This window comes from Alteromonas sp. 5NS40-0096 (genome assembly GCF_057544385.1).
This window is the reverse complement of sequence record NZ_BAAJLQ010000005.1, coordinates 276,172-303,035: the sequence shown is the minus strand read 5'-3', so window position 1 is coordinate 303,035 and position 26,864 is coordinate 276,172. Positions and strand designations below refer to the sequence as shown.

Genomic DNA, 26,864 nt, shown 5'->3' with positions numbered 1-26,864 from the left:
TGCGAGTTCAGTTTAAGGAAACCGGAAGCTGACCCTGCGCAGGCATTTTGCCCAGCAATACTCGAGCAAGGGCATGAAACGACGGACCTTCAATTTTGCCAGATTGGCCATTATTCACATTGTAGGAATAAGTCGCCAAACTGAGATCGACAAGCGATTCAAAGTCTTTCAACACGTAAGGTGTTCGCAGCGCAACCATGGTCTTTGTTACCGCGTTTGACGAGAAATGTGCTAGAACTTGCTTAAAGTAATGGTGCTGCTGTTTTAAGTTGGAGCGGCGTAGACCTGCTAAATCATCCATCCCTCCCATTTCCACCGCACTGTGAAGTGGAGAAATGTCACCGATAATAATGTGCTTCACCCCTTCCATCGAACTGATATCAGGCCAACTCGCTACCTTCGCCATACTTGTGCACTGTATATGGCCTGAGTCTTGATTTTGTGCCTCAATACCGAGAATGAACGCACGACATCTCGCTTCATCCGGCATCAACACCCACCACTGACCTTGGCTATCCAGTGGCAAATGTGGTTTCCCTTTAACAACAGTCATCGCGTCGTTTGCCAAAGCTTGTTCGAGCTGCTTGTTGTGCGGTGCTGGCAGCATTTGGGTCGCAATGGCTTTGCGTTTATCAACTGGCTCAGACGCAAATTCTGCCATGTTATAGCGCTGTTTTAACGACGCTATACGGGCAAGCGACGAACGCCATTCTTGAGTATTGGTGCGAGTAAGTTTGGCCGCAACACTATCGAGAAAACGGCTGAATCCAGTAATGTCCTGCTTAGAGCGAATCGTGTAAGGCATTAAAGCGATATCAGCGCCCGCGTTAAATGTCTGAACCACGGCATCATCTTGTGCAAAGTAGTGAGCGATACCCGCCATGTCTAATGCATCAGTGACAATAATACCCTGGTAATTCAATTGTTGTCGCAACATGTCTTGCAATATACGGCGAGACAAAGTTGCAGGTAAAACCTGCTCAATACCTTGCCTATCTTTAATAACCGAATTGTCTAATGCTGGGTATTGTATATGCGCAGTCATGACCATTTCTGGTGGTGTCTGAGACGCTATCAAAGTGCCAAAGGGCAACACTTCGTTCTGAAAAATATGGCGCTTAGGATGCAAAACTTGAGGTAAGCCAGTATGGCTATCGACGCTGGTATCTCCGTGCCCCGGAAAATGTTTGATAGCACTTACTATGCCTTGAGACTGCATAGATTCTGTCATTGCCTCGCCCAACTCGGCAACTCTTTTGGGAGAATCTGAAAATGACCTTACATTGATAACTGGGTTTTTAGGGTTGTTATTGATATCCAAACTTGGAGCAAAGTTCGTATTAAACCCAAGTGTTTTGAGCGCCTGAGCCATACCTGTCGCCACTTTATTGGCATAAGTCACCCCGTGCTTTTCATACGTTGCCCCGATTGCCATATTGCCGACAAACCGCGTGGCGATATCGTCGGCGAGCCTCGCAACTCTACCTCCTTCTTGGTCGACGGCGATGATAAACGGCGGTTTTCCATACTGCTGTGCTAACGCTTGCAAACTGTGATTCAGGGCAACAACTTGAGGGGCAGATACCAGATTTTCCGCAAACAAAATCACCCCGCCTATGTTTTCATTAATCAGCATTGTAGCTAGCTCATCTGGCAGCCGAGTGACGGGTTCTCTGCATTGACCATTGTCGGGTAAAGTCTCGCAGTAAAAGCGAATATCCAGAATCAGTTTTTGCCCGAGTTGCTGCCGAAGAGAAGGTGTCGTGTCTTGTGCTTGGCAAACGCTCAGAAAGGAAAAGGAGAAAACCAATGCCACCATGGCAGACTTAACGATACGAGAAAAAATCAAAGATACACTCTACTTTTGAAGTTTAGTTCCAACATCAAAGATACGTGCCCTACACCTTGGTTGCAACGCATGAGTAAAATTGCGCCTGAAATCAGTTCGATACCTTGATACTATGAGCATTGTATAACGATAACAAAAACAGGAACATTCTCATGGATTGGCTATCGGTCGTTCCCCCACTGATTGCAATTGCTATCGTCTTTTGGAAAAAAGAAGTCATTCTCGCACTCGCCATGGCCATTTTGAGTGCCGAACTACTCATTCTGTTTAATGACCCTCAGGGTGCTTGGATATTGGCTCCCATCGAAGCGACAGAGCGTGTTATCAACGTTGCTTCCAGTGCGGGCAATACTCGTATATTACTCTTCAGCTTGCTGGTAGGGGCGTTATTGGCCTTTATTCGCGATTCGGGTGGTGTTGCAGCAACCGTGGATAAATTAGTAAGCGGTGGTATAGCCAAGAGCAAACGCCGTGTCGGCGGCGCGACGTTTTTAACGGGTATTGCCGTTTTTATCGAGTCGAACCTAAGCGTATTAACCGCAGGTATCTTTGCTCGCGGTTTATTTGATAAATACAAAATGAGCCGTGCCCGTTTGGCGTACATCATCGATAGCACGTGTGCCCCTATTTGTATCCTGATTTTATTGAATGGCTGGGGAGCCTTTGTCCTGAGTTTGCTCAATGGATATGAATTAGCAGAAAGTAGTGCCAGCATTCTTTGGGGAACGGTACCTCTCAATTTTTATGCACTGATCACCTTGGCATTGGTTATTTACACTATCGTCACCGACAAGGTTCACGGGCCGATGAAAGCCGAAGATCAAGCCATGAGCCATACGGAAACCGCACTGGATACTGCACCAGCGACAAAAGCTCGCTTCATGTTAGTTCCTTTGCTCACCATGATAATCAGTATGTTTGGTTTTATGTATTGGACAGGTGGTGGTGTGCTTGCCGAAGGTAGCGGTAGCAAATCGGTATTGTATGCGACGGTTGTCGGGACTGCTGTGGCCTACCTGCTCCTGCTGTCTCACAAACGCTTTACCCATCAAGAGGCCGTATCTATCGGCTTCAAAGGCATGGGTGAACTTTTACCTCTTGTCACCATCGTCTTGTTATCACTGAGTCTTGGCGCGAGTTTGAAAGCACTGGGAACAGGTATCTTTGTTTCCGGTATTGTCGGAGAATACTTACCCGCCTTCATGATCGTCCCCATGTTGTTTATCGCGGGAGCTATCATGTCGTTTACAACGGGTACGTCTTGGGGAACATTCGCCATTCTTATCCCGATCGGTGTGCCACTGATTCAGTCCCTTGGCTTGCCACCATCATTGGTCATCGCTGCAATATTAGGTGGCGGGATATTCGGTGATCATTGCTCACCAATTTCAGACACTTCAGCGGTATCATCACTGGCAGCGGGCTGTGACTTGTTAACCCACGTCAAAACCCAACTGCCTTACGCGTTGTTTGCTGGAGGCCTTACGGTCGTTGCCTATACTGTCGCCAGCATAGTGATGCTGGCCTAGCGTGAATGGCTTCTAAGGGCTATTGCGTAGCAAACAACTTATCCATGTCGGCAAAGCCTTTGAATTCAAGGGCATTGCCGCTCGGGTCATAGAAAAAGAGCGTGCCTTGCTCACCAGCCTGACCTTCAAATCGAATGTAAGGTTCAATAGCAAACTCGACGTTTGCCGATGTGAGTCGCTGTGCTAACCGTCGCCAATCAGACATAGATAACACCACACCGAAATGGGGAACAGGTACCGCGTGATTATCGACGTCATTGTGTTGTGCCGCACCAGGCATTGCCGCCACTAAATGGGTCACTAATTGATGACCAAAGAAATCCCAATCTATCCACGCGTCAGAATAACGACCTTGCTCGCAGCCCAAAAGCTCGCCGTAAAACGCCTTCGCAGCCGTAAGATCAGTAACAGGAATAGCAAGGTGAAAAGGTTGAGGCATATTGACACTCCTTATTTGTCTGCATTGCCGATGCAATACGATAAACACTGTTATACCTTGCTCGAGTCACAACGGGTAGTGATTTGGGTGAAAACAATCAAGATACTGAACATTCACGTATTCATTGAATTAAAGGTACTCGAAACCGTCTATTTTTACTTTCGAACAACGTGCAATAGTTGCAATGGTAAATCCGTCTGCGTATAAATGCAGTAACTGGTAATACCACATAAAAAAAAGGTGCCTTATGTCGTCAATGTACCCACACATGTTAGAGCCATTGGACCTTGGCTTTACGACGCTAAAAAACCGAGTATTAATGGGCTCGATGCATTTGGGGTTGGAAGAAGCCAAACGCGGCCATGAAAAGTTAGCAGCGTTTTACGCGGCACGAGCGAGAGGCGGTGTCGGCCTTATCGTCACAGGTGGGATCAGCCCGAACATTGAAGGCTGGGGCGCCCCTTTTATGAGCCGATTAAGTCGTCGCAGTCATACTAAAGGCCACAAACCAATCACTCAGGCCGTGCACGACGAAGGTGGCAAAATTTGTATGCAAATCCTGCATACTGGGCGCTATGGTTATCACCCTTTGTCAGTATCAGCTTCTGCGTTAAAAGCGCCGATAACACCGTTTAAGCCAAGAGCGTTGAGTCGTCGAGGCATAGCGAGGACGATCAATGATTACGCCAAATGTGCCTACTTAGCAAGAGAAGCTGGGTACGATGGTGTAGAAATTATGGGGTCAGAGGGCTACTTCATTAACCAGTTTTTCTCACCAAGAACCAACCATCGCGAAGATGAATGGGGAGGCAGTGTAGAAAATCGAGCCCGCTTAGCCATTGAAATTGTGCGTCAAACCCGAAAAGAGTGCGGCCCGGATTTTATCATTATATTCCGCTTATCGATGTTGGACTTGGTAGAAGGCGGCGCCAGTTGGGAAGATGTCGTTTATCTCGGTAAAGCCATCCAGGAAGCGGGCGCCACTATCATCAATACCGGTATTGGCTGGCATGAGTCTCGCGTTCCGACTATCGCGACCTCTGTACCAAGGGGGGCGTTTACTTGGGTAACGGAAAAAATTCGCCCACACATCACCATTCCTTTGATTGCCACTAACCGCATCAACACGCCCGAAATTGCTGAGCAAGTCATTGCCAGTGGACAAGCGGATATGGTATCCATGGCTCGCCCGTTTTTAGCTGATCCCGACTTTGTCAACAAAGCTGCAGCCGGTAAGCCTCAAGCTATCAATACGTGTATCGCCTGTAATCAGGCTTGCCTTGATCATATTTTTAAACGCCAAAGAGTGAGCTGTTTGGTCAATCCAGAAGCGTGTTTCGAGACCGAGATGAGCTTTCCACCTGCAGCAACCAAGAAAAAAGTCGCAGTTGTGGGTGCAGGACCCGCGGGCTTGTCTATCTCTACTTACGCCGCCGCTCGCGGCCATGAGGTCCATTTGTTTGACAAAGCCGATAAAGTGGGCGGCCAGTTCAACTTGGCAAAGCAGATTCCTGGAAAAGACGAGTTTGAGGAAACCCTTCGCTATTTCCGTTATAAAATCGAAGAAACGGGTGTAAACCTGCACTTGAATACGCCCGTTACGGTAGACAGTATCGGCACTGACTTCGATGAAATCGTACTGGCAACGGGCATTTCACCGAGAACCCCCGCGATTGAAGGGATCGAACACGATAAGGTATTGAGCTATATCGACGTACTGAAAGATCACAAACCCGTTGGGGAAAAAGTGGCCATCATCGGTGCAGGAGGCATCGGTTTTGACGTTGCTGAATACCTACTAGAATCTCAAGAAGCTGCATTGGACAAAGCGCATTGGATGCAGTTCTGGGGTATAGACCAATCCGTTGAAGCAGGTGGTATCGCGCTTAACTTACAGCCTGTCACACCAAAACGCCAAGTCACATTGTTACAGCGAAAAGAGGGCAAGGTTGGCGCTGGATTGGGAAAAACAACTGGGTGGATACACCGTACTACGCTGCAAAAACACGGTGTTCAAATGATGAACCAAGTCACATATCAACGCATTGACGACGACGGATTGCACATCCTCGTTGGTGATAAGCCTCACACCTTAGATGTCGATAACGTGATTGTCTGTGCAGGACAAGAACCCCTTCGCGCCCTGCAACAAGGCCTAGAGAACAAAGGCTTATCTGTGCATTTAATCGGTGGGGCTGACGTAGCGGCAGAACTTGATGCCAAGCGAGCGATTCGCCAAGGTGCAGAATTGGCAGCCAAGCTATAGGCTTACCAACGGCCAATTTTCAGAGACAAAAAAGCCCGCAACCGCGGGCTTTTTCATGATTCGCTTGGTTAAGCGTCGTAAGGGTGACGCAATACCATAGTCTCACTGCGATCAGGGCCAGTAGAAACAATATCCACTGGTACACCTGTGATAGCTTCAAGGCGGCTAATATAGTCTTTCGCCGCTTGAGGTAAGTTGTCGAAATCAGTCACACCAAACGTGTTATCCGACCAACCAGGCATTTCTTCGTAAACAGGAGTAACCAGATCGTAACCATCGGCAGCCATCGGAGGGACGTCAGACACATTGCCATCGGCATCTTTATAACCAACACAGATTTGCAATGTTTCAAGGCCGTCTAACACGTCAAGTTTGGTCAGACAGAAGCCCGTGATAGAGTTAATTTGTACAGCGCGCTTCATCGCTACTGCATCAAACCAACCTGTACGGCGCTTACGCCCTGTTGTCGCACCAAATTCATGGCCTTTCACACCAAGGTGCTCACCCACTTCACAGTCAAGTTCAGTTGGGAATGGACCAGAACCTACGCGAGTGGTGTATGCTTTCACGATACCCAACACGTAGTCGAGTTTCAGTGGGCCAAAACCTGCACCCGTTGCCACGCCGCCCACTGTCGTGTTTGACGACGTTACATAAGGGTAAGTACCATGGTCAATATCCAGTAAAGTGCCCTGTGCACCTTCGAACATAATTGGCAAACCCGCTTTGTCGGCTTTGTCCAATTCGTCGGTCACGTCAACTACCATCGATTTCAAAATATCTGCAACGGCCATTGCACCTTTGAGCGTTTCGTCAAAATCAACTGCCGGCTCGCCGTAATACTGAGTCAATGTAAAGTTGTGAACATCGAGTACTTCTTTCAACTTAGCAGCGAAATCGTCAGCGTTGAACAAATCGCCGACACGCAAACCGCGTCGAGAGACTTTATCTTCGTATGCTGGACCGATACCACGACCAGTTGTGCCAATTGCTTTACTGCCACGTGCTTTCTCACGCGCCACATCCAAAGCGATGTGATAAGGCAAAATAAGAGGACATGCTTCAGAGATTTTTAGACGCTCCCGCACAGGCACGCCGCGTTCTTCAAGCATGGTAATTTCTTTCATCAGAGCGTCTGGGCTAAGTACTACGCCATTACCAATAATACAGGTAACGTTATCGCGAAGAATACCAGAAGGAATCAAGTGAAGAACGGTCTTCTCACCATCGATAACCAAAGTGTGACCTGCGTTGTGCCCGCCTTGATAGCGAACTACATATTTAGCGCGATCTGTTAATAGGTCTACGACCTTACCTTTACCCTCGTCACCCCATTGAGTGCCGAGCACCACTACGTTCTGTGCCATTGAATCTAATGCGTAAGAAAATTAGGCGTGGATTCTAACAAAAATCCGAAGTGATTTTCACCTGTTTTAGCCCAAAAATGCAGCAAAAATAGCGGTTTTATCACAAAGGGTTGTTTCAGCTTGAAATCTAGTCACTCACGGGCGTCATTTTTGACTGAATTAGGTCAGATACGCTAAGCAAACTACGCCAACCACAACAAGAACACCACCAATTTGCCGCAGCTGATTGGTTGGCTGCTGTGACATATCGAAAAGGTACTTTTGCCATAGTCGAGGAAAGAGTAAGGGACCTATTCCCTCAAAAACCAAAACCATGGCCAATGCAGGCCAAATCCATTCCATACTCCCCCCTGCGGAAATCTGAGTGATGATACAAAAAAGCGGGTTAACAACCCGCTTAGTCGATTATCAATACAGTAAACTGTAAACCTTACGACGATAGGTAGATTTCAATGTGTCACCATCAGGAAGGGCATTGATCACATCGAGCATAATTTTCTTGCCCTCGCCAAAATTAATATCCGTGATCAATACTGAGTAAAGGAGAGAGAGTGCCTCTTCAGCTTTGCTTGCTTGATGTAACTGTACAGCAAGGTCAATTTTAGCCTGTAGATCGTCAGGGTTAGCCGCAACCTTCTCTTGCAACGCTTTAATCTCTGGTGTTTCAGCAGCCTGTTCTGCCAATTCCAGTTTACTGACAAGGGCCTGATATCGCCCGTCTTGGTCAGCCAGGCCAATTGTGCCGATTAACTCCTTTGCTAAACTCACACCACCGGTTTCAATCAGACAATCCGCATACATTAATTTGGCATCGAGATTGTCACTGGCAAGTTCATAGGCTTGCTTCGCCAATACGAACGCGGTCTGATAATCACCTTCAGCGATACTCTGCGCTGCCTTAGCCACAAATTCATCTTCCGGCTTAGGCAAGTATTTGGCTAACATTTCCCTGATTTGAGCTTCAGGTTGAACCCCTGCGAATCCATCAATTGGCTGTCCATCTTTGACGACCATCACCGTAGGCAAGCTCCTGATACCGAACTGACCAGCCACTTCCTGTTGAGCCTCGCAATCCACTTTTGCAAGTAAGAGAGTATCGGGATATTCGCCGGCAATTTTTTCCAATATTGGCATCAGGTCTTTGCATGGCTCACACCAATCAGCCCAAAAATCGACTAGAACCAGTTTTTCTTGTGACGCTTGTAGAAAAACTTGCTGAAAATTCTCTGGCGTGACATCAACGATATTATTTACACCTAAGGTATCCATGGGAATTCGCTCATTTATTTTTGATATACAAGAATATGGGGAATCTACGCGAAATAACAACCTCAAATACGTCTTGCATTTTTACGCTACCTCTTGCTCGGACGAAATGTTAAGGTGTTGTTACAAGGTGTCGACCTTTGGTCAACACGCCCGAATACAGGAGGCATTATGACTGAACCAGAAAACGGCTTTACTCGCTTTAAAGACTTTTACCCCTATTACCTCAGTGAGCATCGTAACCCGACTTGTCGGTTACTCCATTTTATTGGCTCAAGCTTGGTTTTAGTGGTTATTGCGTTTGCTTTAGTTACGAGCCAGTGGATTGCGCTGTGGCTGCTCCCCGTGATTGGCTATGGTTTTGCTTGGGTTGGTCACTTCTTTTATGAACATAACAAACCTGCCACCTTTCGCTATCCGTTCTACAGTTTGATGGGAGATTGGGTAATGTTTAAAGATATATTGACTGGTAAATTGCGATTTAGTCCTTCGGAAAATGAGGCATAAAAAAGGCGTGCTCCGCACGCCTTTTTCAACTACTGCGGTTTGACCCGAACTAGCTTCCCATTGGGAGCATCGGTCAATACATAGACGTAACCATCAGGCCCAACTTTAACGTCGCGAACTCGACTCTCTAGCCCTTTTAGTAATTCTGTTTGTTTCCCCGGCTTGCCATCGTTCATTTTAACATGACGTAAGTGCCTAAATTTTAATGACCCCACCAACAAGTCTCCTTGCCATTCGGGAAACTTGTCTCCGGAATAGAAAGCCATACCACTTGGGGCTATCGATGGATCCCAATACAAAACCGGTTGTTCCATACCCGCCTGTGCCGTTTTGTCTGAAATGATATCGCCGTTGTAATCGATTCCATACGTGATCACAGGCCAACCATAATTGTTGCCACTAGCCAGTAAATTGACCTCATCGCCGCCCTTCGGGCCGTGTTCCATTGCCCACATTTCACCGGTTTCTGGGTGCATCGCTAACCCTTGCACATTGCGGTGACCATAGGTAAAGACTTCTGGTGCTTTGCCTTTGACAAAAGGGTTGCTGGCAACCGCTGATCCGTCTTTATTGATACGCACGATCTTACCGAAGTGGTTATCGGTATTTTGCGCCTCTTTCATGTACTTGTAGCGGTCGCCTAGGGTCACGTAAAGGTGCTGTTGTTGATCGAATCCCAATCTACAGCCAAAGTGAAACCCATTATCTACAAGGGGAGTCGATACAAAAATCACTTCGACATCTTTTAAACCCGTGTTGGTCAGTTCGGCTTTAGCAACACTGCTACTACTGCCGCCTTCACCTGCTCGGCTAAAGCAAAAATACAAGGTATTGTTTTTAGAGAACTCAGGGTCAACCGCAATACCGAGCATCCCACCTTGATTCTGTGCGACGACATCGGGCACACCATTCAAAGGAGCACTTAGTCCATCGCTTTCAGAGTAGCGACGTATACCACCACTTCTCTCAGTGATGACCATAGTGCCATCAGGCAAAAACGCCATACTCCATGGATGAGTGAGCCCTTCAGCGAGTATTTCGCTTTGTACCTGAGTGGCTGCCATACTGTGGCCAGCAAGTGATACACTCAGCGCTAGAGCGACAGTTTTTAGTGAAGACAAAACCCGTAGTTTCATGTTGGTGTCCTATTTCTTTTTTATTGTGGCAAAGACGCTCTTAACATCCAGGCAGTTTTTTCGTGTACCACCATTCGGTCGGAAGCCAACGACGCAGTTGATTCATCATCGGCGTCTTGGGCCAACTTGAGAACGGCACGACAGGTTTTAATGACTTGTTCGTGGGCTTTTGTTAACAGGGTTACCATTTCTGTTGCTGAGGGTACACCATCCACTTCTTCGATAGCACTCAACGCTGAAAATGCCTTATACGTACCTGGCGCGGCAACACCAAGTGCTCGAATACGTTCTGCAATGTCGTCAACCGCGGTAGAAAGCTCGGTGTAGTGCTCCTCAAACATAAGGTGTAGCTCTCTAAACTGAGGCCCTGTCACATTCCAGTGAAAATTATGCGTTTGTAAATACAGAGTATAGGAGTCGGCAAGCAGTTTACTCAACCCTTCGGCAACGGCCAATCTGTCTTGTTCGCTAATACCAATATCTATTGTTGTCATAGTGTTACCCTAATTTGCTATTTAACTTAATGATGGTGATGATGATGGCCGCCATCTTTCATATCGACGATATTGGCGGTAACCTCTTGGTTAGTGTCATCACTAAAGTGAAGCGTTAGCGTGACCGTCTGCCCTTTTTCCAATGGCCCAGTCAGACCAAGCAACATAATGTGTTCTTTACCGGGCGCCATTTCCAATGTACTGCCAGAAGCAATAACCAACCCGCCCTTGAGCTCTTGCATACGCAACATGTCATCGGCCATTACTGTGGTGTGAATCTGTGCTTCTTGCGCCACTTTGTCTGTTACCGATACGGACATCAAGCTGACATCAGCATCAGAGGGGTTTGAAAGCGTCAGGTATACCGCTCCCGTTTTGGCTAAAGCAAACGTGGATCGCGCCTTAGCTTGCGTCACTTCGACACTAAACGCATTCATTGCCACCGCGACTAATACCAACAGTGCACTTAACTTTTTAATCATTGCCATCCCTTTATTTACTACTTTCAATACGCACGACAAGCATACTTCGTTTACTGCGTTTTGAGAATGACTCAGATCACACTAACAAACTGCATTGGGTATGTCGCAGCTAGCGAGACAAATCACCAGCAATATGTGGCGAATCACGAGTCTTCATAACGGCATTGGCTATTTTCTGTATCTAATAATGCGAGTTTTGTTACTTTGAACTAGGCTTTATATATAAGAGAAATCTAAACGAATAGTGCCGCTCCGAGGGATTTCACCCAACCCAATGCAGAGTACTAGCATCTGGTTGTAGGAGCGGTTCAGCAGGCAAGATGTACCCAAGGAAACCGTCTGTGAAATCTGAATCTTCAGTATCAAGCACGGCCGTCACCAAGACGCGACAACATGACGATATCTTGTTTGATATTAGTCCTGAACTATCTTTACTCGACAAGCTCGTGAGTGCAGTATGGTTATACGATATTGAAAACTACTGTATCTTATGGGCAAACAAAGCGGGCCTTGCCCATTGGGAGAGTGATTCTCTCAACGAACTATTAAGTCGCGATTTCAAACCTGGCGCATCCGACGCGGTACAACAGACCCTTGTAGATTTTCAGCAAATATTCAAATCAGGGAAATTTGTTTCACGAATTTGGCGCTACTCTCCCAAAGGTATATTGAAAGAAGTGTACTGCCAAATGTCAGGTTATCCCTTGAAAGATGGCCGCATTGCCTTGCTGACAGAAGCGATAAACGTTGATCTGGTTAGGAACAACAGTGACACCAGCTCAGTGATTACCTTGTCCACCTATACCACCGATGGCCAGTTTATTTCCGGTAACCCTCCTTTTATCGAGGGGCAAAGTGCTCACTACGATCATCTTCAATCACTGTTTGTATTCGAAGAGGATTATCAAAAAGTTCGAAATACGTTAGATAATACAGGGCGCTTTGAAGGCGACGTACAAATATACAGCCATCAAGAAGCGCTATGGCACAGATTGTTAGTCAGCGTTTGCCCCCATGAAAATCTAGACGACAGTCTTCTGGTACAGCAATTTAATATCGACCAGCGCAAGCGCAAGGAAATAGCCCTAGAAAAAGAAGTGATTACAGACCCGCTCACGGGTTTACTCAATCGCCGTGGGCTAAAAAACCTCATCGTCGGTAAAACCGTATTCACGCTTTTTTATATCGACCTAGATGGTTTCAAGCTGGTGAATGACTCACTAGGCCACGCTACAGGAGATCAATTACTCAAATATCTCAGTGCAAAACTCACCTCAGGGCCTTTTGAAAATGGTATTGCCTGCAGGTGCGGCGGTGACGAGTTTATTTGGTTAGTCGAGCATAACGACCTATTTGACTCTGTCGACACACTAGCTCAACAGCTGATTAAAACCATGAGTGAACCGTTTTTCGATGATATGCAACGCCCGATAAACGTATCAGCCAGTATAGGTGTCGCACAATATCCCGGTGATGATACGGACTTCGAAGAACTCATCGTTAAAGCCGACGCTGCGATGTACGAGGCGAAAAAACAGGGTAAACATCGATGGATACGTTATCGTCAAGGTATGGAAACGACACTACAACGTCACAGTAAACTCGCTCAATATTTGTATCGGGCGTTGGAAAATGGAGAGTTCGAACTGTATTACCAACCTATCTACGACATAAGCCAGAACAAGGTTTTCGCCTTGGAAGCACTGTTGCGATGGGACAACCCTGTATTGGGTAAAGTGCCGACTGACCAGTGTCTGGAAGTTGCAGAAGAGATGGGAATACTACTAGATATTGAGCAATGGGTACTGAAAACTGCCATCGCTAGTATCAAACCATTGCAACAGTGCTTTAATCAGCAAATCAGCGTAGCCGTTAACATCTCGGGACAATACTTCTCTGATGCCAACTTTATCCCGCTATTGACGTCAGAGCTAGACAAGCATCAACTGCCCTACTCATCTCTTCACATTGAGTTAACGGAAACAACCTTGATCAACGATATTAGCCTCGGCCAAAAGACTGCGAATATACTGCGTGAGCACGACATCGCGATCAGCATAGACGATTTCGGCACGGGCTTTTCCTCTTTGGCGTATCTCAACCAAATCCCAGCGACCTATATTAAAATCGACCGATCGTTTACTCAGCAAATCACGCTGGAAACAACATTAATCAGCAGTATTCATCAACTGATTAAGTCATTGCATTTTCAAACGATCATCGAAGGAGTCGAAACCGCAGCCCAATCGACATTACTGCAAAAGATGGGTATGAACCTGCAGCAGGGCTTTGGCTTGGGCCTTCCCCAACCACTGAGTTACTATCAAAAGTCCGAAAAGACAAAAGCCGGCAAAGGATAGTTTGCAACAAAAAATACATGCGGCATTGCCGATTAGGGCGAGGGATGCCTTAAGGGTTTTAAAGGATACACATAAACGTATGTTTAGCCTCTCACTTAGCAAATTAGTTCGCGCGTAGAGTGAGCATGAAGTAGACTGAAACCACTATCATAAAAATTAGAACTATAAAACAATGCCTTACAAGATAGACGTGCTCGAAGAATCGGAGATTATAGAAGTTATCTATTCTGGTGACATTACCTTGGATGAACGGATAACGGTGGTACATATACTGTGTTGTGAATTCAATCTCTTTGATAGATTCAAATTACTGATCAACTCAACTAAAACCAAACAGAAAATGAGCGCCGTTGAGCAAGAGATTTTTGGCAAGTTCATCGCCACTAAAGAGGAATTTAAAGGTGCGCGAGTAGCGGTACTACAGCCGCAAAAAATGGAGATACTCCTAGATGAAGCACAAAAGTATGGCTATCAGATAAGAAACTTTGTTAGTTATGACGATGCTCTAAACTGGCTCAATCAATAGACACACCGACGAGTAAACTTCCACCTGTAGTGTAGCGGTGAGTATCATGGATGATACGAACAATCGAGCTGGGAACCAGTTCGTGCTGAATATCTACTGTGTGCTGGAATTTCGATTTTCTCGGGGGGAGAAAATGGTGCCGACTGCCGGACTAGCGTGTCTGGAACACGGTAGGACAGCTTTAGCTGGCCGCGTAGCGGTGAGTATCATGGATGATACGAACAATCGAGCTGGGAACCAGGTCGTGCTGAATATCTACTGCGTGCGGGAATTTCGATTTTCTCGGGGGGAGAAAATGGTGCCGACTGCCGGACTAGCGTGTCTGGAACACGGTAGGACAGCTTTAGCTGGCCGCGTAGCGGTGAGTATCATGGATGATACGAACAATCGAGCTGGGAACCAGTTCGTACTGAATATTTATTGTGTGCTGGAATTTCGATTTTCTCGGGGGGAGAAAATGGTGCCGACTGCCGGAATCGAACTGGCGACCTACTGATTACAAGTCAGTTGCTCTACCAACTGAGCTAAGTCGGCACACAAAAGTGAGCGCTGCGTTAACAGCGACGCGTATTTTAGTCATTCGAGTTGACTTGTCAACACCGCGCCGCTATTTCTTTTTGCAAATCGAACTGTTTGATGACTTATCGAACAATTTGATTCATTTTTCGCTACTTTTCGACCTTAGATAGCCTTATGGCCTCCGCGGCGAGCTTCGGGAAAAACTCCATTGGCAGGTAGCCATTTAATGCACTTAACTTCTCTGCTAGGGCTGCATACGTCGGTGCAACGACATTGATATGTCCCATTTTACGTTTTTCACGCACTTCCTTTCCATACCAGTGCAAATGACAGCCAGCAATGCTCAGTAAGTCTCGAGAAAAGCTGCTGCACCCTATGATATTCACCATGGCACTTGGCCCGCGGGCATGAGAGTCACCAAGTGGTAAACCGACAATAGCGCGAAGGTGATTTTCAAATTGGCTGGTATCACTTCCACTCAAAGACCAATGACCCGAATTGTGAACACGGGGTGCCAACTCGTTTACCAATAGCTTATCGCCGCACTGGAACATTTCCACAGCGAGAACACCAACGTAATCTAGACCATTTGCCAACGCAGTAAAGATGTCTTCTGCTTGTTGCTGAAGAGCTTCATCCACATGAGTCGCAGGTGCAACAGAAACATGGAGTTGACCTTGGTAATGTAGGTTTTCGGCCAATGGGTACACCGCAACTTCACCCGTTGGCGTGCGAGTACCAATCAGCGACAGTTCGCGTTCAAAATTCACCATTTTTTCTACAACTAGTGGCACTTGTTCAAGGTCCAAACCAGCGAGTGACGATTTTACTTCTTCGAGGTTCGCTTTTCCTTGCAAACGCCATTGGCCGTATCCGTCATAACCATCGCGACTAGACTTGATGATCAACGCGTCGCCAAGCGCGTCTACACACGCGTCCAATTCATCAGTACTTGTGATGATTTTATGTGGGCAGTTATCAATGCCTAGGCTCGTTAATAAACGTTTTTCACGCACTCTGTCAGCGCCGACGAGGATAGACTCCATGTTGGGAAACAATTTGCCAGAGCGGTCAGCTTCTTCAAGAAGTTCCTCAGGCACATGTTCGAACTCAACAGTGAGTTTGTCAGCGCTATCGATAGCATTTTTTAAACTGATATCCAAAGGCAGCTTGCTAACGGGGTGAACAACCGTTTGCGTCGCAACGTCGACGGCCTGAACCTCAATTCCCAGAGGTGCACCCGCGAGGTACATCATCTGTGCTAGCTGACCAGATCCATAACAAAGTACGATCACAGGTCTAACTCCAATTTGCTATTTTCTAGGACTTTATCGGTCTGTGCTTGGCGGAATGCTTTTACTGCATCCCGTACGCTCTCGTCTTGCAGACCGACAATTTGCGCTGCCATCAAGCCTGCATTTGCCGCCCCCGCATCGCCAATGGCAAGCGTGCCAACAGCAACGCCTTTTGGCATTTGTACGATAGATAAAAGAGAATCAATACCGTTTAACGCTTTTGACTTAACTGGGCAACCTAAAACAGGAATATGGGTGTGAGCGGCGATCATACCAGGCAGGTGAGCTGCGCCACCTGCACCTGCGATAATAACACTGATACCCTGTTCCTCTGCCGTTTCTGCAAATTCAACTAACAAGTTGGGCGTACGGTGGGCTGATACCACTTTGGCTTCAAACTCAACGCCAAATTCCTTCAACATCACAGCTGCTTGCTGCATCGTAGGCCAATCAGAGGTGGATCCCATAACAATAGCGACTTTTGCCATTAGTGCTTCCTCAGCGTAGAAACGCTCAAATTTAGTGTGTGCAATTGCTTTATAAAAGCGTGCCCGTCCGATGCAAACTTTCGTTTACTTGGGCTTGGAAAGGCGGCGATTGTAGCGCATTTTTAACGCAATACCAAACCATGCCACATCCATCTACCGAACAAAAAAACAACAACCAAAAATAATTGTTTATTGATGAACTAATTCGCTGCTTTAACGGTACTTATTAATCATAGATAGCTTGAAACGAATTTGCCCCCAGTCTCTTTTTTTTACAGGGCATCATAGATTCCACGCCCTAGCTTGATTGGGGCATCAACATTGGCGAGTTAGCATGAATTCACTTACGTTTCGATTATTAGAAGTTTATCAGCAGGTTATAGAATGCGGCTCTGTCACTGGCGCGTCTGCAGCCCTTTCGCTCTCGCAACCTACTGTTTCTCTGCAGTTAAAAAAGCTAACGTCTATTGTCGGTATGCCGTTGATTGAGCACTCTCAAGGCCAAATAAAAATGACCGAAGCCGGACGAGCTGTGTATCAATGCGCTCAAGAGGTATTGTCATCGCAATCCAAACTAACAAGTCAAATTCAGGCGCTGAGAGGGCTTGAAATAGGCAGCCTAAAAATCGCAGTGGTGACAACGGCCAAATATGTCATTCCCCCCATACTCAGCAAATTTTGTGAAGCTCACCCCAACATTGATGTTCGCTTTACTGTTGGTAACCGAGAGCAGATTGTTAGTCGTCTAAATGAAAACCGCGACGATCTTTATGTGTTTAGCCAACCTCCGGCCAGTGACGATTTGGAAACCAAGCCATTTTTGGACAACAACTTGGTTGTCATTGCCCCAGCAAACTACACAGGTCCGAATTATTGCAATTTGAGTGACCTGAAAGATCAAAAATTCTTAATGCGTGAAACCGGTAGTGGAACCAGAAAAGCGATCGATCAATATTGTTCCGATCACGATCTTTCCCTCTCTCCGTATATGATAATCGAAAGTAATGAGGCAATTAGGTTGGCTGTCGAATCTGGATTGGGTCTGTCGATATTGTCACAACACACGCTACAGCATTCGGTAGACAATGGTTTGCAAATACTCAACGTCAATGGCTTCCCGTTGCGCACCGAGTGGCAAGCAGTTTACTCCAAACATCGGCCGCAAAGCTTGGCAGCAAAGGCGTTTGTCGAAGCGCTCGAAGCTGCCGGTCAAGCGAGTTAATGATATACGGCTGAGTTAACCGCAAAGCCTCGCAAACAAATTCAGCGGTCACTGCCAAACAGCGCTCGATCGATAGCACTGAACAAGTGATACTTGCGAATAGGTTTACTCAAATGGTCGTCCATTCCCGCACTGATACAAGCCTTTACATCCTCGGTAAAGGCATTCGCCGTCAGCGCAATAATAGGCAAATCCGCTTTCTCATCCGTACGTTCTCTGATGTGTTGTGTTGCGGTAAAACCATCCATCACTGGCATTTGGCAGTCCATCAGCACAATATCAAAGTGATGTTTATCAATTGCAGCTAACGCCTGTTCACCATTAATCGCACGCAAGCACTTTATGTTTTGAGACCGAAGCATATCCATTACAATCTCGGCATTAATGTCATTATCTTCGACCACTAAAACACGCGTTGACTTTGCTATCGACGGAATGCGCTGCTCTTCGTCCAATAAAGGTTCATCCGTGACGCGATAAGGAATTTCTACTCTAAAGCAACTTCCCTCGCCTAATGTACTGCGTAAAGAGATGTGCCCATTCATCAACTCGACAAGTTTGTAAGTAATCGCCAACCCCAAACCGGTACCGCCGTAATTACGCGTGATACTGGTGTCACCTTGCGAGAAGTGTTCAAAGATCGTCGCTTGCTTGGCCGCATCTATTCCAATACCGGTATCGTTTACGATCAAATACAAAAAGCCATCACTAAAACTTGCTGTCAGCTCCACAGTGCCCTCTTCTGTGAATTTAACCGCGTTGCTCAAAAGGTTATTGATAATTTGACTGAGCTTACCCGCATCGCCAGAAACGACGTTAGGAATAGGCGGCACCACATTTAATGTGAGATCAACGCCTTTTCGCGATGCAGCATTGTGATGTAACTGATGGCACGCTCTGAGGACTTCTTCAACAGACATAGGTTGTTGTTCAATTACCATTTTGCCTGCTTCAATCTTTGACCAATCGAGAATACTGTCGAGTATCATCAACAAGTGTGATGCAGATTGCGCAATGACGGCGACCTTTTGCGATAATTTATGCTCTAAGGATAAGTCCAATAGGTTTTCGCAAGTTCCGATAATACCGTTCATCGGGGTGCGAATTTCATGCGACATATTGGCCAAAAATTGAGACTTGGTCACACTTGCGGCCTTGGCTTCTTCCAGCGCAATGGCTAACGACTTGGTTTTTTCTTCAATGCGATTCTCGAGAGAATCGTTGAGTTGTTCTAGCTGAGCATTAAGCGTCGCTTGCTGCGCGTGAGCATTTTCCACTTCGCTAAAAGCACCAAGTAATCGTTCTTTTAATCGGCTGTATTCGCCATCGAGTGCCGCAATTTCTTGTAAGTAAAATTCGTTGTGCTGCTCGACGAGTGCAGTTTGTGGCACTGCCGGGTTAAAATTAGCGAAGTGCTCCATTAGCTGTTTAATGGGTCTATTCACAAGCTTAGCCACCATGTAGCCTGCACCTATTCCCACCAAGGCGAGAATCAAGAGTGCCGCGAGCGCGAACAGAATAATACGTGTGGTTTGCGATACAAACTGTTCAAAGCGGAAATACAAACTCACCGACCATTGCGTATTTGGGATAGGCTTAGTTGCGACAAACATACTCTGTCCTGCCAATTCGACCGTGTCACCACAGATAGCCTCGATACAGCCCAAGTTGTCTATGTTGACCAAAAAGTCGAGACCCAATAAGGATGAACTGTAAACCACTTTATGTTCGCCATCGGCAATTAACATGTAGAAGCCATTTAAGTTTTGCTTATCGAATTTTACAAAGCCATGTAAGCTCAAAGAGCCTTCTAGAATACCTAACACCTCTCCCATGCCATTGCGAATAGGCGCAGACATCGCAACGATAGGATCTTGACCAAATCCCTTTCCTTGGAAGGCGTCAGAAATAAATGGTTTGCCGGTTTCCATTACCGTATAAAAGTACTCTCGTTGTGCAACATTATCCTGATTCACCAATCTCGCCCTGAACAGTAAGTCAGGAGGGAACGCATGAACGATGTCACCAGGCTCGTTTGCCACCAGAAACGTCAGAAATTGAGGCTGTTCTTCTGCTAATGCAGCCAATGTAGCGGTGATAGATGGCGAACGCATTTCCAAATCGCCATCTTCCGATGAGATAAACTGAGAGCCAGTATTGATTGCCCGACTGTGAGACAATAAAAACTCCCCAATTTGCTCGGACATGACCTGAGCTCGTTGCCCCATGTATACGTCAATCTGTGCTCGTTGTTGAGACTGATAAGACCCGATATAAAAGTAAATAACCGACATCAAAGAAAAGAAGAAAAAGCCAGCAAACACATAACTAAACAAGAAATGAATGGGAATAGAAAAGTCTTCGCGTTTTGCTTTGAGCAGATTCAGTGCAATAAAAGCAAAATGACCAAGTACTAAGCCGGCTACACCATTTAGCCAAGTCACTAATATTGCGGTAATAACGACTTGCTTGTCGTGCTCAGATCCAACAGAAAAGTCCACGCTGAGTAACGGCAGCGCCATGACACTCCATAAAAACAAACCGTACTTTAGCGGCGTACCGACTGGCTTTTGATAGCAAAAATAAGCCACGATGATAGGCTGTAATGCGAGGACTAAGACAGCAACAACATCCTGATACAAGACATAAACAGGAGCCAAACATATTAATGCGCTCAGAAACGCATAACGCAGGCCGTACAACAGCGCCACTAATACCGGCGCACCTAAGCCAAATACGATAAAGCCAACCGTAATAAACGGCTGATTGAATAAATTTACAAGCGCGCCAACTGCCGATATCAGGATCGTTATGATTAAAGGTTGCAACGCGCTTTTGGGCTCCATCAGACTAGTGAGCTGCCATGTAATCAAGCGTTAGGTTAGTGAGCAGTCTCACGCCGAGTTTCATGCCGCTGTCATCCACATAAAACTCTGGTGTGTGATGAGCGGGTGATTGTGCTTCAGGAACATCCAAAGGTTTCCCGCCTACCCACATGTACAATCCAGGCACTTTTTCTTGGAAAAATGAAAAATCTTCCGCGCCAGTAACAGGCTTAGACAATACCGCATTTCCTTTTCCGGCAGTGCGTTCAAGTGTTGGAATCATTTGTGCTGTAAGCGCTGGATCGTTGTAGGTAATGGGGTAATTATAGTCCAATGGCAAGGTTAGCTCAGCTTGAGCACCCATGCTGTCCGCTATACCTTTGACCTTGCGTTCCATTGCTTCGTAGATATGTTCTCGAGCTGCATGATTCAACGTGCGAATGGTGCCGACCATTTCCACTTCATTAGGAATAATATTGGAGCGATTACCACCGTGAATTGAACCAATAGACACGACTGCAGCATCATCAATTAGGCGGATTTCTCGGCTTACAATAGTCTGTAGCGCCATAATCATTTGCGCTGAGGTAACCACTGGATCAACACTTTTCCACGGGTAAGCGCCATGTGCCTGTTTGCCTTTTACGACGATTTTAAATGGGTCTACCGCCGCCATTGTACCACCTGAATTGTAACGCACTGTCCCTACGTCAGTATTCGCGCTGATATGAAGCCCAAAAATGACATCGACGTTTGGATTGCTCAGCACGCCTTCTTTTACCATTACTTCAGCGCCACCAGTTTCTCCGGCAGGTGCACCTTCTTCAGCAGGTTGGAAAATAAACTTCACCTTACCTTTCAGCTCACCTTTCTGATTGAGCTCGGTCAGTATTTTTGCTGCGCCCATCAACATCGCCATATGGGTATCATGACCACACGCATGCATCACGGGTACTTTATTGCCATTGTATTCGCCAAACTGCACGGATTTGTACGGCAAATCATTTTGCTCTGGAACAGGTAGTCCGTCCATGTCAGCACGCAATGCGACTACAGGGCCTGGTTTTCCGCTATCAAGTAAGCCAACCACACCGGTTTTAGCAACGCCAACGGTCACCTCCAACCCCAGAGAATCAAGATATTTAGCGACGTACTCTGCGGTTTTGAATTCTCTGTTAGACAGTTCTGGGAACTCGTGAAAATGGTGTCGCCATTTAATCACGTCGGCTTCGACGGCATCAGCCATCTGATCGATATTTGATGCGGCAAAAACTGGACTTGAGAGAAATAGAAGCGCTGTTGTTAAGCGTTTGAACATGTGAACACCATTGCGATATAGTTGTTTCCCATAACAGTATCGTAAATCATTATAAATACGCAAGATTCTTCAACAATTTGTCATTCGAATTCACGCCCGAAATCCGTGACTTGCAGGCATAAAAAAAGCCGCTCAGTAGCGGCTTTTTTCGCAGAGTATTCGTTACCCTTTTTGACGCTTCATTGCGTCAAAGAACTCGTCATTGGTTTTAGTCATTGCCAACTTCGCAATCAAGAATTCCATCGCATCAATTTCTGACATTTCATGGACAATCTTGCGCAAGATCCACATTTTTTGTAGCTCTTCTTGGCTGGTTAGCAACTCTTCACGACGTGTACCAGAGCGATTAAAATCAATCGCTGGGAATACACGCTTCTCTGCAATCTTGCGATTGAGGTGTAATTCCATGTTACCTGTACCTTTGAACTCCTCGTAGATAACTTCGTCCATTTTAGAACCAGTATCAATCAAGGCTGTTGCAATGATCGTCAAGCTTCCACCTTCTTCAACGTTACGCGCTGCACCGAAGAAACGCTTTGGCTTGTGCAATGCGTTAGCATCAACACCACCGGTAAGGACTTTACCCGAAGAAGGAATAACCGTGTTATAAGCACGAGCTAAACGCGTAATTGAATCCAACAGGATAACCACGTCTTTCTTGTGTTCAACCAATCGCTTGGCTTTTTCAATAACCATTTCTGCAACTTGAACGTGACGGCTTGCAGGTTCATCAAACGTTGATGCCACCACTTCACCTTGCACCAGTCGCTGCATTTCTGTTACTTCTTCCGGACGCTCATCAATAAGCAATACCATCAACTCACATTCAGGGTGATTGGCGGCAATTGACTGTGCAATATTTTGTAGAAGAAGGGTTTTACCTGCTTTAGGCGGTGCAACGATCAAACCACGTTGTCCTTTACCCGTTGGCGACGCTAGGTCGAGTACACGCGCTGTAATGTCTTCAGTCGAACCATTTCCACGCTCCATACGAAGGCGTGAGTTGGCGTGCAACGGCGTCAAGTTCTCGAACAAAATCTTGTTGCGTGAATTTTCAGGCTTGTCGAAGTTAACTTCGCGGATTTTCAGCAGTGCAAAATAACGCTCGCTGTCTTTTGGTGGACGAATCTTCCCAGCAATCGTGTCACCCGTTCTCAGGTTGAAACGACGAATTTGGCTCGGAGAGACATAAATGTCATCTGGACCCGCCAAATAAGAAGAGTCAGCAGAACGCAAGAAACCGAAACCATCTTGTAGGATTTCTAGTACGCCGTCGCCAAAAATGTCTTCACCACTTTTAGCGTGTGACTTCAATATTGAGAAAATAATGTCTTGCTTTCTAGCACGAGCCATATTCTCTAGGCCCATTTCTTCTGCTAGAGCAACCAACTCGCTGATCGGTTTATTCTTTAGTTCTGTTAAATTCATACTGGTGGGTTTTTATGTTTGAATGACGCCTCTAGGACCACTTCAATTCATTAGTTAGATAAGAGTTATAGTTTTAGGCCCAGGTTCGGGCAGGTGAACTTTACTCAGATAAGAGTTAATAAAAAGTTAGCACCATAATAATCAGACGTCCAGCGTTTTAAACTGGAAAAGTTAAAAAATGTGCAATTCCATCCCTGTTAGCTGTGACTCTAGCGTCTGCCAGAAATAAAAAAGCCCGAATTACATCCGGGCTTTTTATTTAAATGCGATTTATCGCTTACAGATTTTCGTTCAAGAAATCTGCCAACTGCGCTTTTGATAATGCTCCAACCTTAGTTGCGGCAACGTTGCCATCTTTAAAAAGAAGCAATGTTGGGATACCACGAATACCATATTTTGGTGGAGTTTCATTATTTTCGTCGACATTCAACTTGCCAACTGTTAACTTGCCTTCGAACTCGCCTGCAATTTCTTCTAGAATCGGCGCGATCATTTTACAAGGGCCGCACCATTCAGCCCAGAAGTCAACCAGCACAGGACCTTCAGCATTGATAACATCTGCTTCGAACTTATCGTCAGTCAACTGGATAATTTTGTCGCTCATTCTTTTCTCCGTAATTGGTCTGTCGCTGATTTGTCTCAGCTCTACCATAAGTGTTATATAGAAACTGTTTTTTAATGCAAGCACTGATAAGCTATAAGCTATGCAAACTACTCACTTAACTGAAACACATTTTTCTGACCTGCCAATCAACGCTAAGGTTCTTGATGCGTTGGTGGCAGCTAATTTTACTCACTGCACGCCTATCCAAGCGTTATCCTTACCGCCTTTATTAGAGGGTATGGATATTGCGGGACAAGCGCAAACTGGCACCGGTAAGACTATTGCCTTCTTAGTTGCGACGTTCCACTACTTACTCAGTGGTGAACAACAAAACCAAGAAAAGAATGGCCCGAGAGCCATCATTATGGCGCCTACCCGTGAACTTGCAGTCCAAATATACAATGATGCCAAGTTGCTCAGTGAACATACTGGGATATCACTTGGACTCATATATGGGGGCGAAGGTTACCAAAGTCAACGGGAAGTTTTAGAAGAAGGTGTAGATATTATTATCGGCACCACCGGACGTATCCTGGATTACTACAAACAAGGCGTATTCAGCTTAGAGAATATCCAAGTTGCCGTGCTTGACGAAGCCGACAGAATGTTTGATTTGGGCTTCATTAAAGACATTCGATTCTTGTTTAGACGTATGCCTGCAGCAAAACAGCGATTGAGCATGTTGTTCTCTGCAACGTTGAGCTATCGCGTACAAGAACTTGCATACGAACACATGAATAACCCGACGCATGTTCAAGTTGCGCCAGAGCAAAAAACTGGCAGCCGAATAGAAGAAGAGCTGTTCTATCCGTCTGATGACGACAAAATGCCGTTACTACTCACATTGATGGAAGAAGAATGGCCAGAGAAGGCGGTGGTATTTGCCAACACCAAATACGGATGTGAAATGGTGGCGAGTTGGCTTGAAGCTGATGGACATCGAGTAGGCTTACTCAGTGGCGATGTGCCACAGAAAAAGCGCCTCTCTATATTAAAAGACTTCAGTCAAGATGCATTGGATATCTTAGTCGCAACCGACGTTGCAGCACGTGGTTTGCACATTGAAGATGTTACCCATGTTTTCAACTATGACCTACCCGACGATGCGGAGGACTATGTTCATCGTATCGGTAGAACCGGACGAGCAGGCAAAAGCGGCCATGCGATCAGTTTTGCGTGTGAGAAGTATGCGCTGAACTTGCCCGCCATTGAGCAGTATATCCAGCATGCTATCGAGGTGACCGAATACGACCGCGGTGCATTGCTAGAAGACATTAAAGCACCTAAACCTCGACAACGTCGAAGAACGCCAAACAACCGTTCTTCTTCTAGAAGAGGAAAAGGTCGCCCAAATTCTAAGCCTAATCATTCAAATTCGTAAGTTATGATGCAGCCAGAGTTCCTCAATGAAACGACCCCAAAAGGTGATTATTACGCCGCTATCGATTTGGGCTCAAACAGTTTTCACATGGTGGTGGTTCACGTTGTCAATGGCAATGTGCAGATCATCGGAAAAGTAAAACAAAAAGTCAGGCTGGCTGCAGGTCTCGATGAGAATAACACCTTAGACAACGATAGTATGGAAAGAGGTTGGCAATGTTTACAAAGCTTTGCCGACCGCCTACAAGACATTCCTATTGCTAACGTGAAGGCGGTTGCTACGGCAACACTGCGTCTGGCGACAAATGCACAAACGTTTATCGAAAAAGCCGAAGATATTCTGGGCATTAAACTGGCCGTTATCAGTGGTGAAGAAGAAGCCAAGCAAATTTATTTAGGTGTAGCCTACACGTCAGCAAACCAAGGTAATTCTCTGGTTATTGATATTGGCGGTGCAAGTACAGAAGTGATCCTTGGTAATGACATGGATCCTATCCACCTTGTAAGCTTGAACATGGGTTGTGTCACTTTCATGGAGAAATATTTTCCAAACGGCGACATTACTCAAGGCAACTTTGACGCTGCCAAAGCGCAAGCTAAAGCCTTACTAGCCGACGTGGCCGATAGCTTCCTGTGCTTCGACTGGCACAACTGTTTAGGTGCATCGGGCACGCCTCAAGCGATTACCGAAATCTTGGTAAAGCAAGGCATTAGTGATGCTATCCGTTTGGATTACTTGTACAACTTAGAATCTCAATGTATTGATTGCCAAAACGTCGGAAAGCTTGATATTGACGGACTTGCTGACTCTAGGCAGGCCATATTCCCAAGCGGTTTGGCAATACTCATTGCGCTTTTCGAAACACTTCAAATCGAAACCATGAACATCTCTGGTGGGGCACTGCGAGAAGGCCTTATCTACGGTATGTTGGATAACGTGCAGGAAAGTGACCGGCGCCAACAAACGCTCAATCAGACAATGGCTCGTTACCATATTCAGAAAGAGCATGCCGACTTGGTAGCCGATGTCGCGGTCAATTTGTGTAATCAACTGTGCGCTCAAACCGACCTGTGCCATCTCGATTCTGAATCTGTCTTGCATGCAGCCTGCGTGCTACATGAAATTGGGCTTCACATAGAATATAAGAAGCATCATGAACATGGCGCCTACATTCTGTCATTTATTGACTTACCGGGTTATACGCGCCTACAACGCACTGCAATTCGAGACTTAGTCGGCGCTCACAGATTGAAAATCAATGTCAGCGCATTTGACAACTACCACGATGAAGTTCGCCCTATGCTGTTGGGGCTCTTGAGAGTGTTACGGCTTGCTACCGTACTTTGTATCCGTCGCCAAAACAAAGCTTTACCAGAGGCCGTGTTGACGGTAAACGGCAACGATTGGCAGTTGAGCTTCCCTGATGGCTGGCTCAAATCTCACCCGCTCATCAAAGCTGAGCTTTACAATGAAATTTGGCTCCAACATCAAGCAGGTTGGTCACTCAGTTGTGACTAGCGTGTTGACCCAAAGATATATACAAAAAAACGCCGTCACTTACGG

General features: G+C 46.1%; 22 protein-coding genes and 1 tRNA gene. 8 read left to right on the top strand and 15 right to left on the bottom strand.

Annotated features, from left to right (window positions below; genetic code table 11):
- Positions 1–7 precede the first annotated feature (7 nt).
- Complete coding sequence (locus AC27G9_RS16370) at positions 8–1,849, bottom strand: glycoside hydrolase family 3 N-terminal domain-containing protein (protein ID WP_487075544.1); 1,842 nt, start codon at positions 1,847–1,849, stop codon at positions 8–10.
- Between the two features lie 152 nt (positions 1,850–2,001).
- On the opposite strand from AC27G9_RS16370, the gene AC27G9_RS16365 reads away from it, so the two are divergent.
- The gene (locus tag AC27G9_RS16365) at positions 2,002–3,378 is read left to right on the top strand and encodes a Na+/H+ antiporter NhaC family protein (RefSeq protein WP_487075543.1); all 1,377 of its coding nucleotides are present in this window, start codon (positions 2,002–2,004) and stop codon (positions 3,376–3,378) included.
- Positions 3,379–3,397: 19 nt separating this feature from the next.
- Here AC27G9_RS16365 and AC27G9_RS16360 read toward each other — a convergent pair whose 3' ends face one another.
- The gene (locus AC27G9_RS16360; protein ID WP_487075542.1) at positions 3,398–3,817 is read right to left on the bottom strand and encodes a VOC family protein; all 420 of its coding nucleotides are present in this window, start codon (positions 3,815–3,817) and stop codon (positions 3,398–3,400) included.
- A 247-nt stretch (positions 3,818–4,064) separates the two neighbouring features.
- Here AC27G9_RS16360 and AC27G9_RS16355 point away from each other — a divergent pair, with 247 nt between their 5' ends.
- Positions 4,065–6,083: an NADPH-dependent 2,4-dienoyl-CoA reductase gene (locus tag AC27G9_RS16355; RefSeq protein ID WP_487075541.1), complete on the top strand. Its 2,019-nt coding sequence runs from the start codon at positions 4,065–4,067 to the stop codon at positions 6,081–6,083.
- A 68-nt stretch (positions 6,084–6,151) separates the two neighbouring features.
- On the opposite strand, the gene AC27G9_RS16350 is transcribed toward AC27G9_RS16355, so the two are convergent.
- The 3 genes from AC27G9_RS16350 to trxA (AC27G9_RS16340) all read right to left on the bottom strand — a co-directional run bounded on the left by AC27G9_RS16350 (position 6,152) and on the right by trxA (AC27G9_RS16340) (position 8,719).
- Positions 6,152–7,450, bottom strand: coding sequence for an adenylosuccinate synthase (locus tag AC27G9_RS16350; RefSeq protein ID WP_487075540.1), 1,299 nt, complete (start codon positions 7,448–7,450; stop codon positions 6,152–6,154).
- A gap of 159 nt (positions 7,451–7,609) precedes the next feature.
- Positions 7,610–7,792 (bottom strand): DUF2065 domain-containing protein, encoded by a 183-nt coding sequence (locus AC27G9_RS16345; RefSeq protein WP_487075539.1) that lies wholly within the window; start codon positions 7,790–7,792, stop codon positions 7,610–7,612.
- A 66-nt stretch (positions 7,793–7,858) separates the two neighbouring features.
- Positions 7,859–8,719, bottom strand: coding sequence for a thioredoxin (gene trxA / locus AC27G9_RS16340; RefSeq protein WP_487075538.1), 861 nt, complete (start codon positions 8,717–8,719; stop codon positions 7,859–7,861).
- A gap of 168 nt (positions 8,720–8,887) precedes the next feature.
- On the opposite strand from trxA (AC27G9_RS16340), the gene AC27G9_RS16335 reads away from it, so the two are divergent.
- Positions 8,888–9,223 carry an Mpo1-like protein gene (locus AC27G9_RS16335; RefSeq protein WP_487075537.1) on the top strand — a complete coding sequence of 112 codons (336 nt, stop codon included), beginning with the start codon at positions 8,888–8,890 and terminating at the stop codon, positions 9,221–9,223.
- Positions 9,224–9,252: 29 nt separating this feature from the next.
- Here AC27G9_RS16335 and AC27G9_RS16330 read toward each other — a convergent pair whose 3' ends face one another.
- The 3 genes from AC27G9_RS16330 to AC27G9_RS16320 are packed head-to-tail and all read right to left on the bottom strand — an operon-like array spanning position 9,253 to position 11,335.
- Positions 9,253–10,359, bottom strand: a complete 1,107-nt coding sequence (locus tag AC27G9_RS16330; protein WP_487075536.1) for a PQQ-dependent sugar dehydrogenase — start codon at positions 10,357–10,359, stop codon at positions 9,253–9,255.
- A 20-nt stretch (positions 10,360–10,379) separates the two neighbouring features.
- Positions 10,380–10,853 (bottom strand): Dps family protein, encoded by a 474-nt coding sequence (locus tag AC27G9_RS16325; RefSeq protein ID WP_487075535.1) that lies wholly within the window; start codon positions 10,851–10,853, stop codon positions 10,380–10,382.
- 26 nt (positions 10,854–10,879) lie between these two features.
- On the bottom strand, positions 10,880–11,335 hold the full coding sequence (locus AC27G9_RS16320) for a copper chaperone PCu(A)C (protein WP_487075534.1): 456 nt from the start codon (positions 11,333–11,335) through the stop codon (positions 10,880–10,882).
- 341 nt (positions 11,336–11,676) lie between these two features.
- Here AC27G9_RS16320 and AC27G9_RS16315 point away from each other — a divergent pair, with 341 nt between their 5' ends.
- Positions 11,677–13,695 carry a putative bifunctional diguanylate cyclase/phosphodiesterase gene (locus AC27G9_RS16315; protein ID WP_487075533.1) on the top strand — a complete coding sequence of 673 codons (2,019 nt, stop codon included), beginning with the start codon at positions 11,677–11,679 and terminating at the stop codon, positions 13,693–13,695.
- Positions 13,696–13,867: 172 nt separating this feature from the next.
- Positions 13,868–14,221 carry a hypothetical protein gene (locus AC27G9_RS16310; protein ID WP_487075532.1) on the top strand — a complete coding sequence of 118 codons (354 nt, stop codon included), beginning with the start codon at positions 13,868–13,870 and terminating at the stop codon, positions 14,219–14,221.
- Between the two features lie 458 nt (positions 14,222–14,679).
- Here AC27G9_RS16310 and AC27G9_RS16305 read toward each other — a convergent pair.
- From AC27G9_RS16305 to purE, 3 genes are all read right to left on the bottom strand, one after another.
- A tRNA-Thr gene (locus tag AC27G9_RS16305) sits at positions 14,680–14,755 on the bottom strand.
- A gap of 134 nt (positions 14,756–14,889) precedes the next feature.
- A complete protein-coding gene (locus AC27G9_RS16300) occupies positions 14,890–16,035 on the bottom strand; it encodes a 5-(carboxyamino)imidazole ribonucleotide synthase (RefSeq protein WP_487075531.1) in 1,146 nt (381 codons plus the stop codon).
- Positions 16,032–16,523 (bottom strand): 5-(carboxyamino)imidazole ribonucleotide mutase, encoded by a 492-nt coding sequence (purE, locus tag AC27G9_RS16295; RefSeq protein ID WP_487075530.1) that lies wholly within the window; start codon positions 16,521–16,523, stop codon positions 16,032–16,034. The genes AC27G9_RS16300 and purE overlap by 4 nt, the downstream gene beginning before the upstream one ends.
- A 334-nt stretch (positions 16,524–16,857) precedes the next feature.
- Here purE and AC27G9_RS16290 point away from each other — a divergent pair, with 334 nt between their 5' ends.
- A complete protein-coding gene (locus tag AC27G9_RS16290; protein WP_487075529.1) occupies positions 16,858–17,745 on the top strand; it encodes a LysR family transcriptional regulator in 888 nt (295 codons plus the stop codon).
- 41 nt (positions 17,746–17,786) lie between these two features.
- Here AC27G9_RS16290 and AC27G9_RS16285 read toward each other — a convergent pair whose 3' ends face one another.
- The 4 genes from AC27G9_RS16285 to trxA (AC27G9_RS16270) all read right to left on the bottom strand — a co-directional run bounded on the left by AC27G9_RS16285 (position 17,787) and on the right by trxA (AC27G9_RS16270) (position 23,920).
- Positions 17,787–20,573 carry a hybrid sensor histidine kinase/response regulator gene (locus AC27G9_RS16285; RefSeq protein WP_487075528.1) on the bottom strand — a complete coding sequence of 929 codons (2,787 nt, stop codon included), beginning with the start codon at positions 20,571–20,573 and terminating at the stop codon, positions 17,787–17,789.
- 22 nt (positions 20,574–20,595) lie between these two features.
- A complete protein-coding gene (locus AC27G9_RS16280; protein ID WP_487075629.1) occupies positions 20,596–21,816 on the bottom strand; it encodes an amidohydrolase in 1,221 nt (406 codons plus the stop codon).
- 234 nt (positions 21,817–22,050) lie between these two features.
- The gene (gene rho, locus AC27G9_RS16275) at positions 22,051–23,316 is read right to left on the bottom strand and encodes a transcription termination factor Rho (RefSeq protein WP_487075527.1); all 1,266 of its coding nucleotides are present in this window, start codon (positions 23,314–23,316) and stop codon (positions 22,051–22,053) included.
- Between the two features lie 277 nt (positions 23,317–23,593).
- Positions 23,594–23,920, bottom strand: coding sequence for a thioredoxin TrxA (trxA, locus tag AC27G9_RS16270; protein WP_487075526.1), 327 nt, complete (start codon positions 23,918–23,920; stop codon positions 23,594–23,596).
- A 100-nt stretch (positions 23,921–24,020) separates the two neighbouring features.
- Between trxA (AC27G9_RS16270) and rhlB the strand changes: the two genes are divergently transcribed.
- Together rhlB and AC27G9_RS16260 are read left to right on the top strand one after the other, a co-directional pair.
- A complete protein-coding gene (gene rhlB, locus AC27G9_RS16265) occupies positions 24,021–25,301 on the top strand; it encodes an ATP-dependent RNA helicase RhlB (RefSeq protein ID WP_487075525.1) in 1,281 nt (426 codons plus the stop codon).
- 6 nt (positions 25,302–25,307) lie between these two features.
- The gene (locus tag AC27G9_RS16260; RefSeq protein WP_487075628.1) at positions 25,308–26,819 is read left to right on the top strand and encodes a Ppx/GppA phosphatase family protein; all 1,512 of its coding nucleotides are present in this window, start codon (positions 25,308–25,310) and stop codon (positions 26,817–26,819) included.
- Positions 26,820–26,864: the final 45 nt, after the last annotated feature.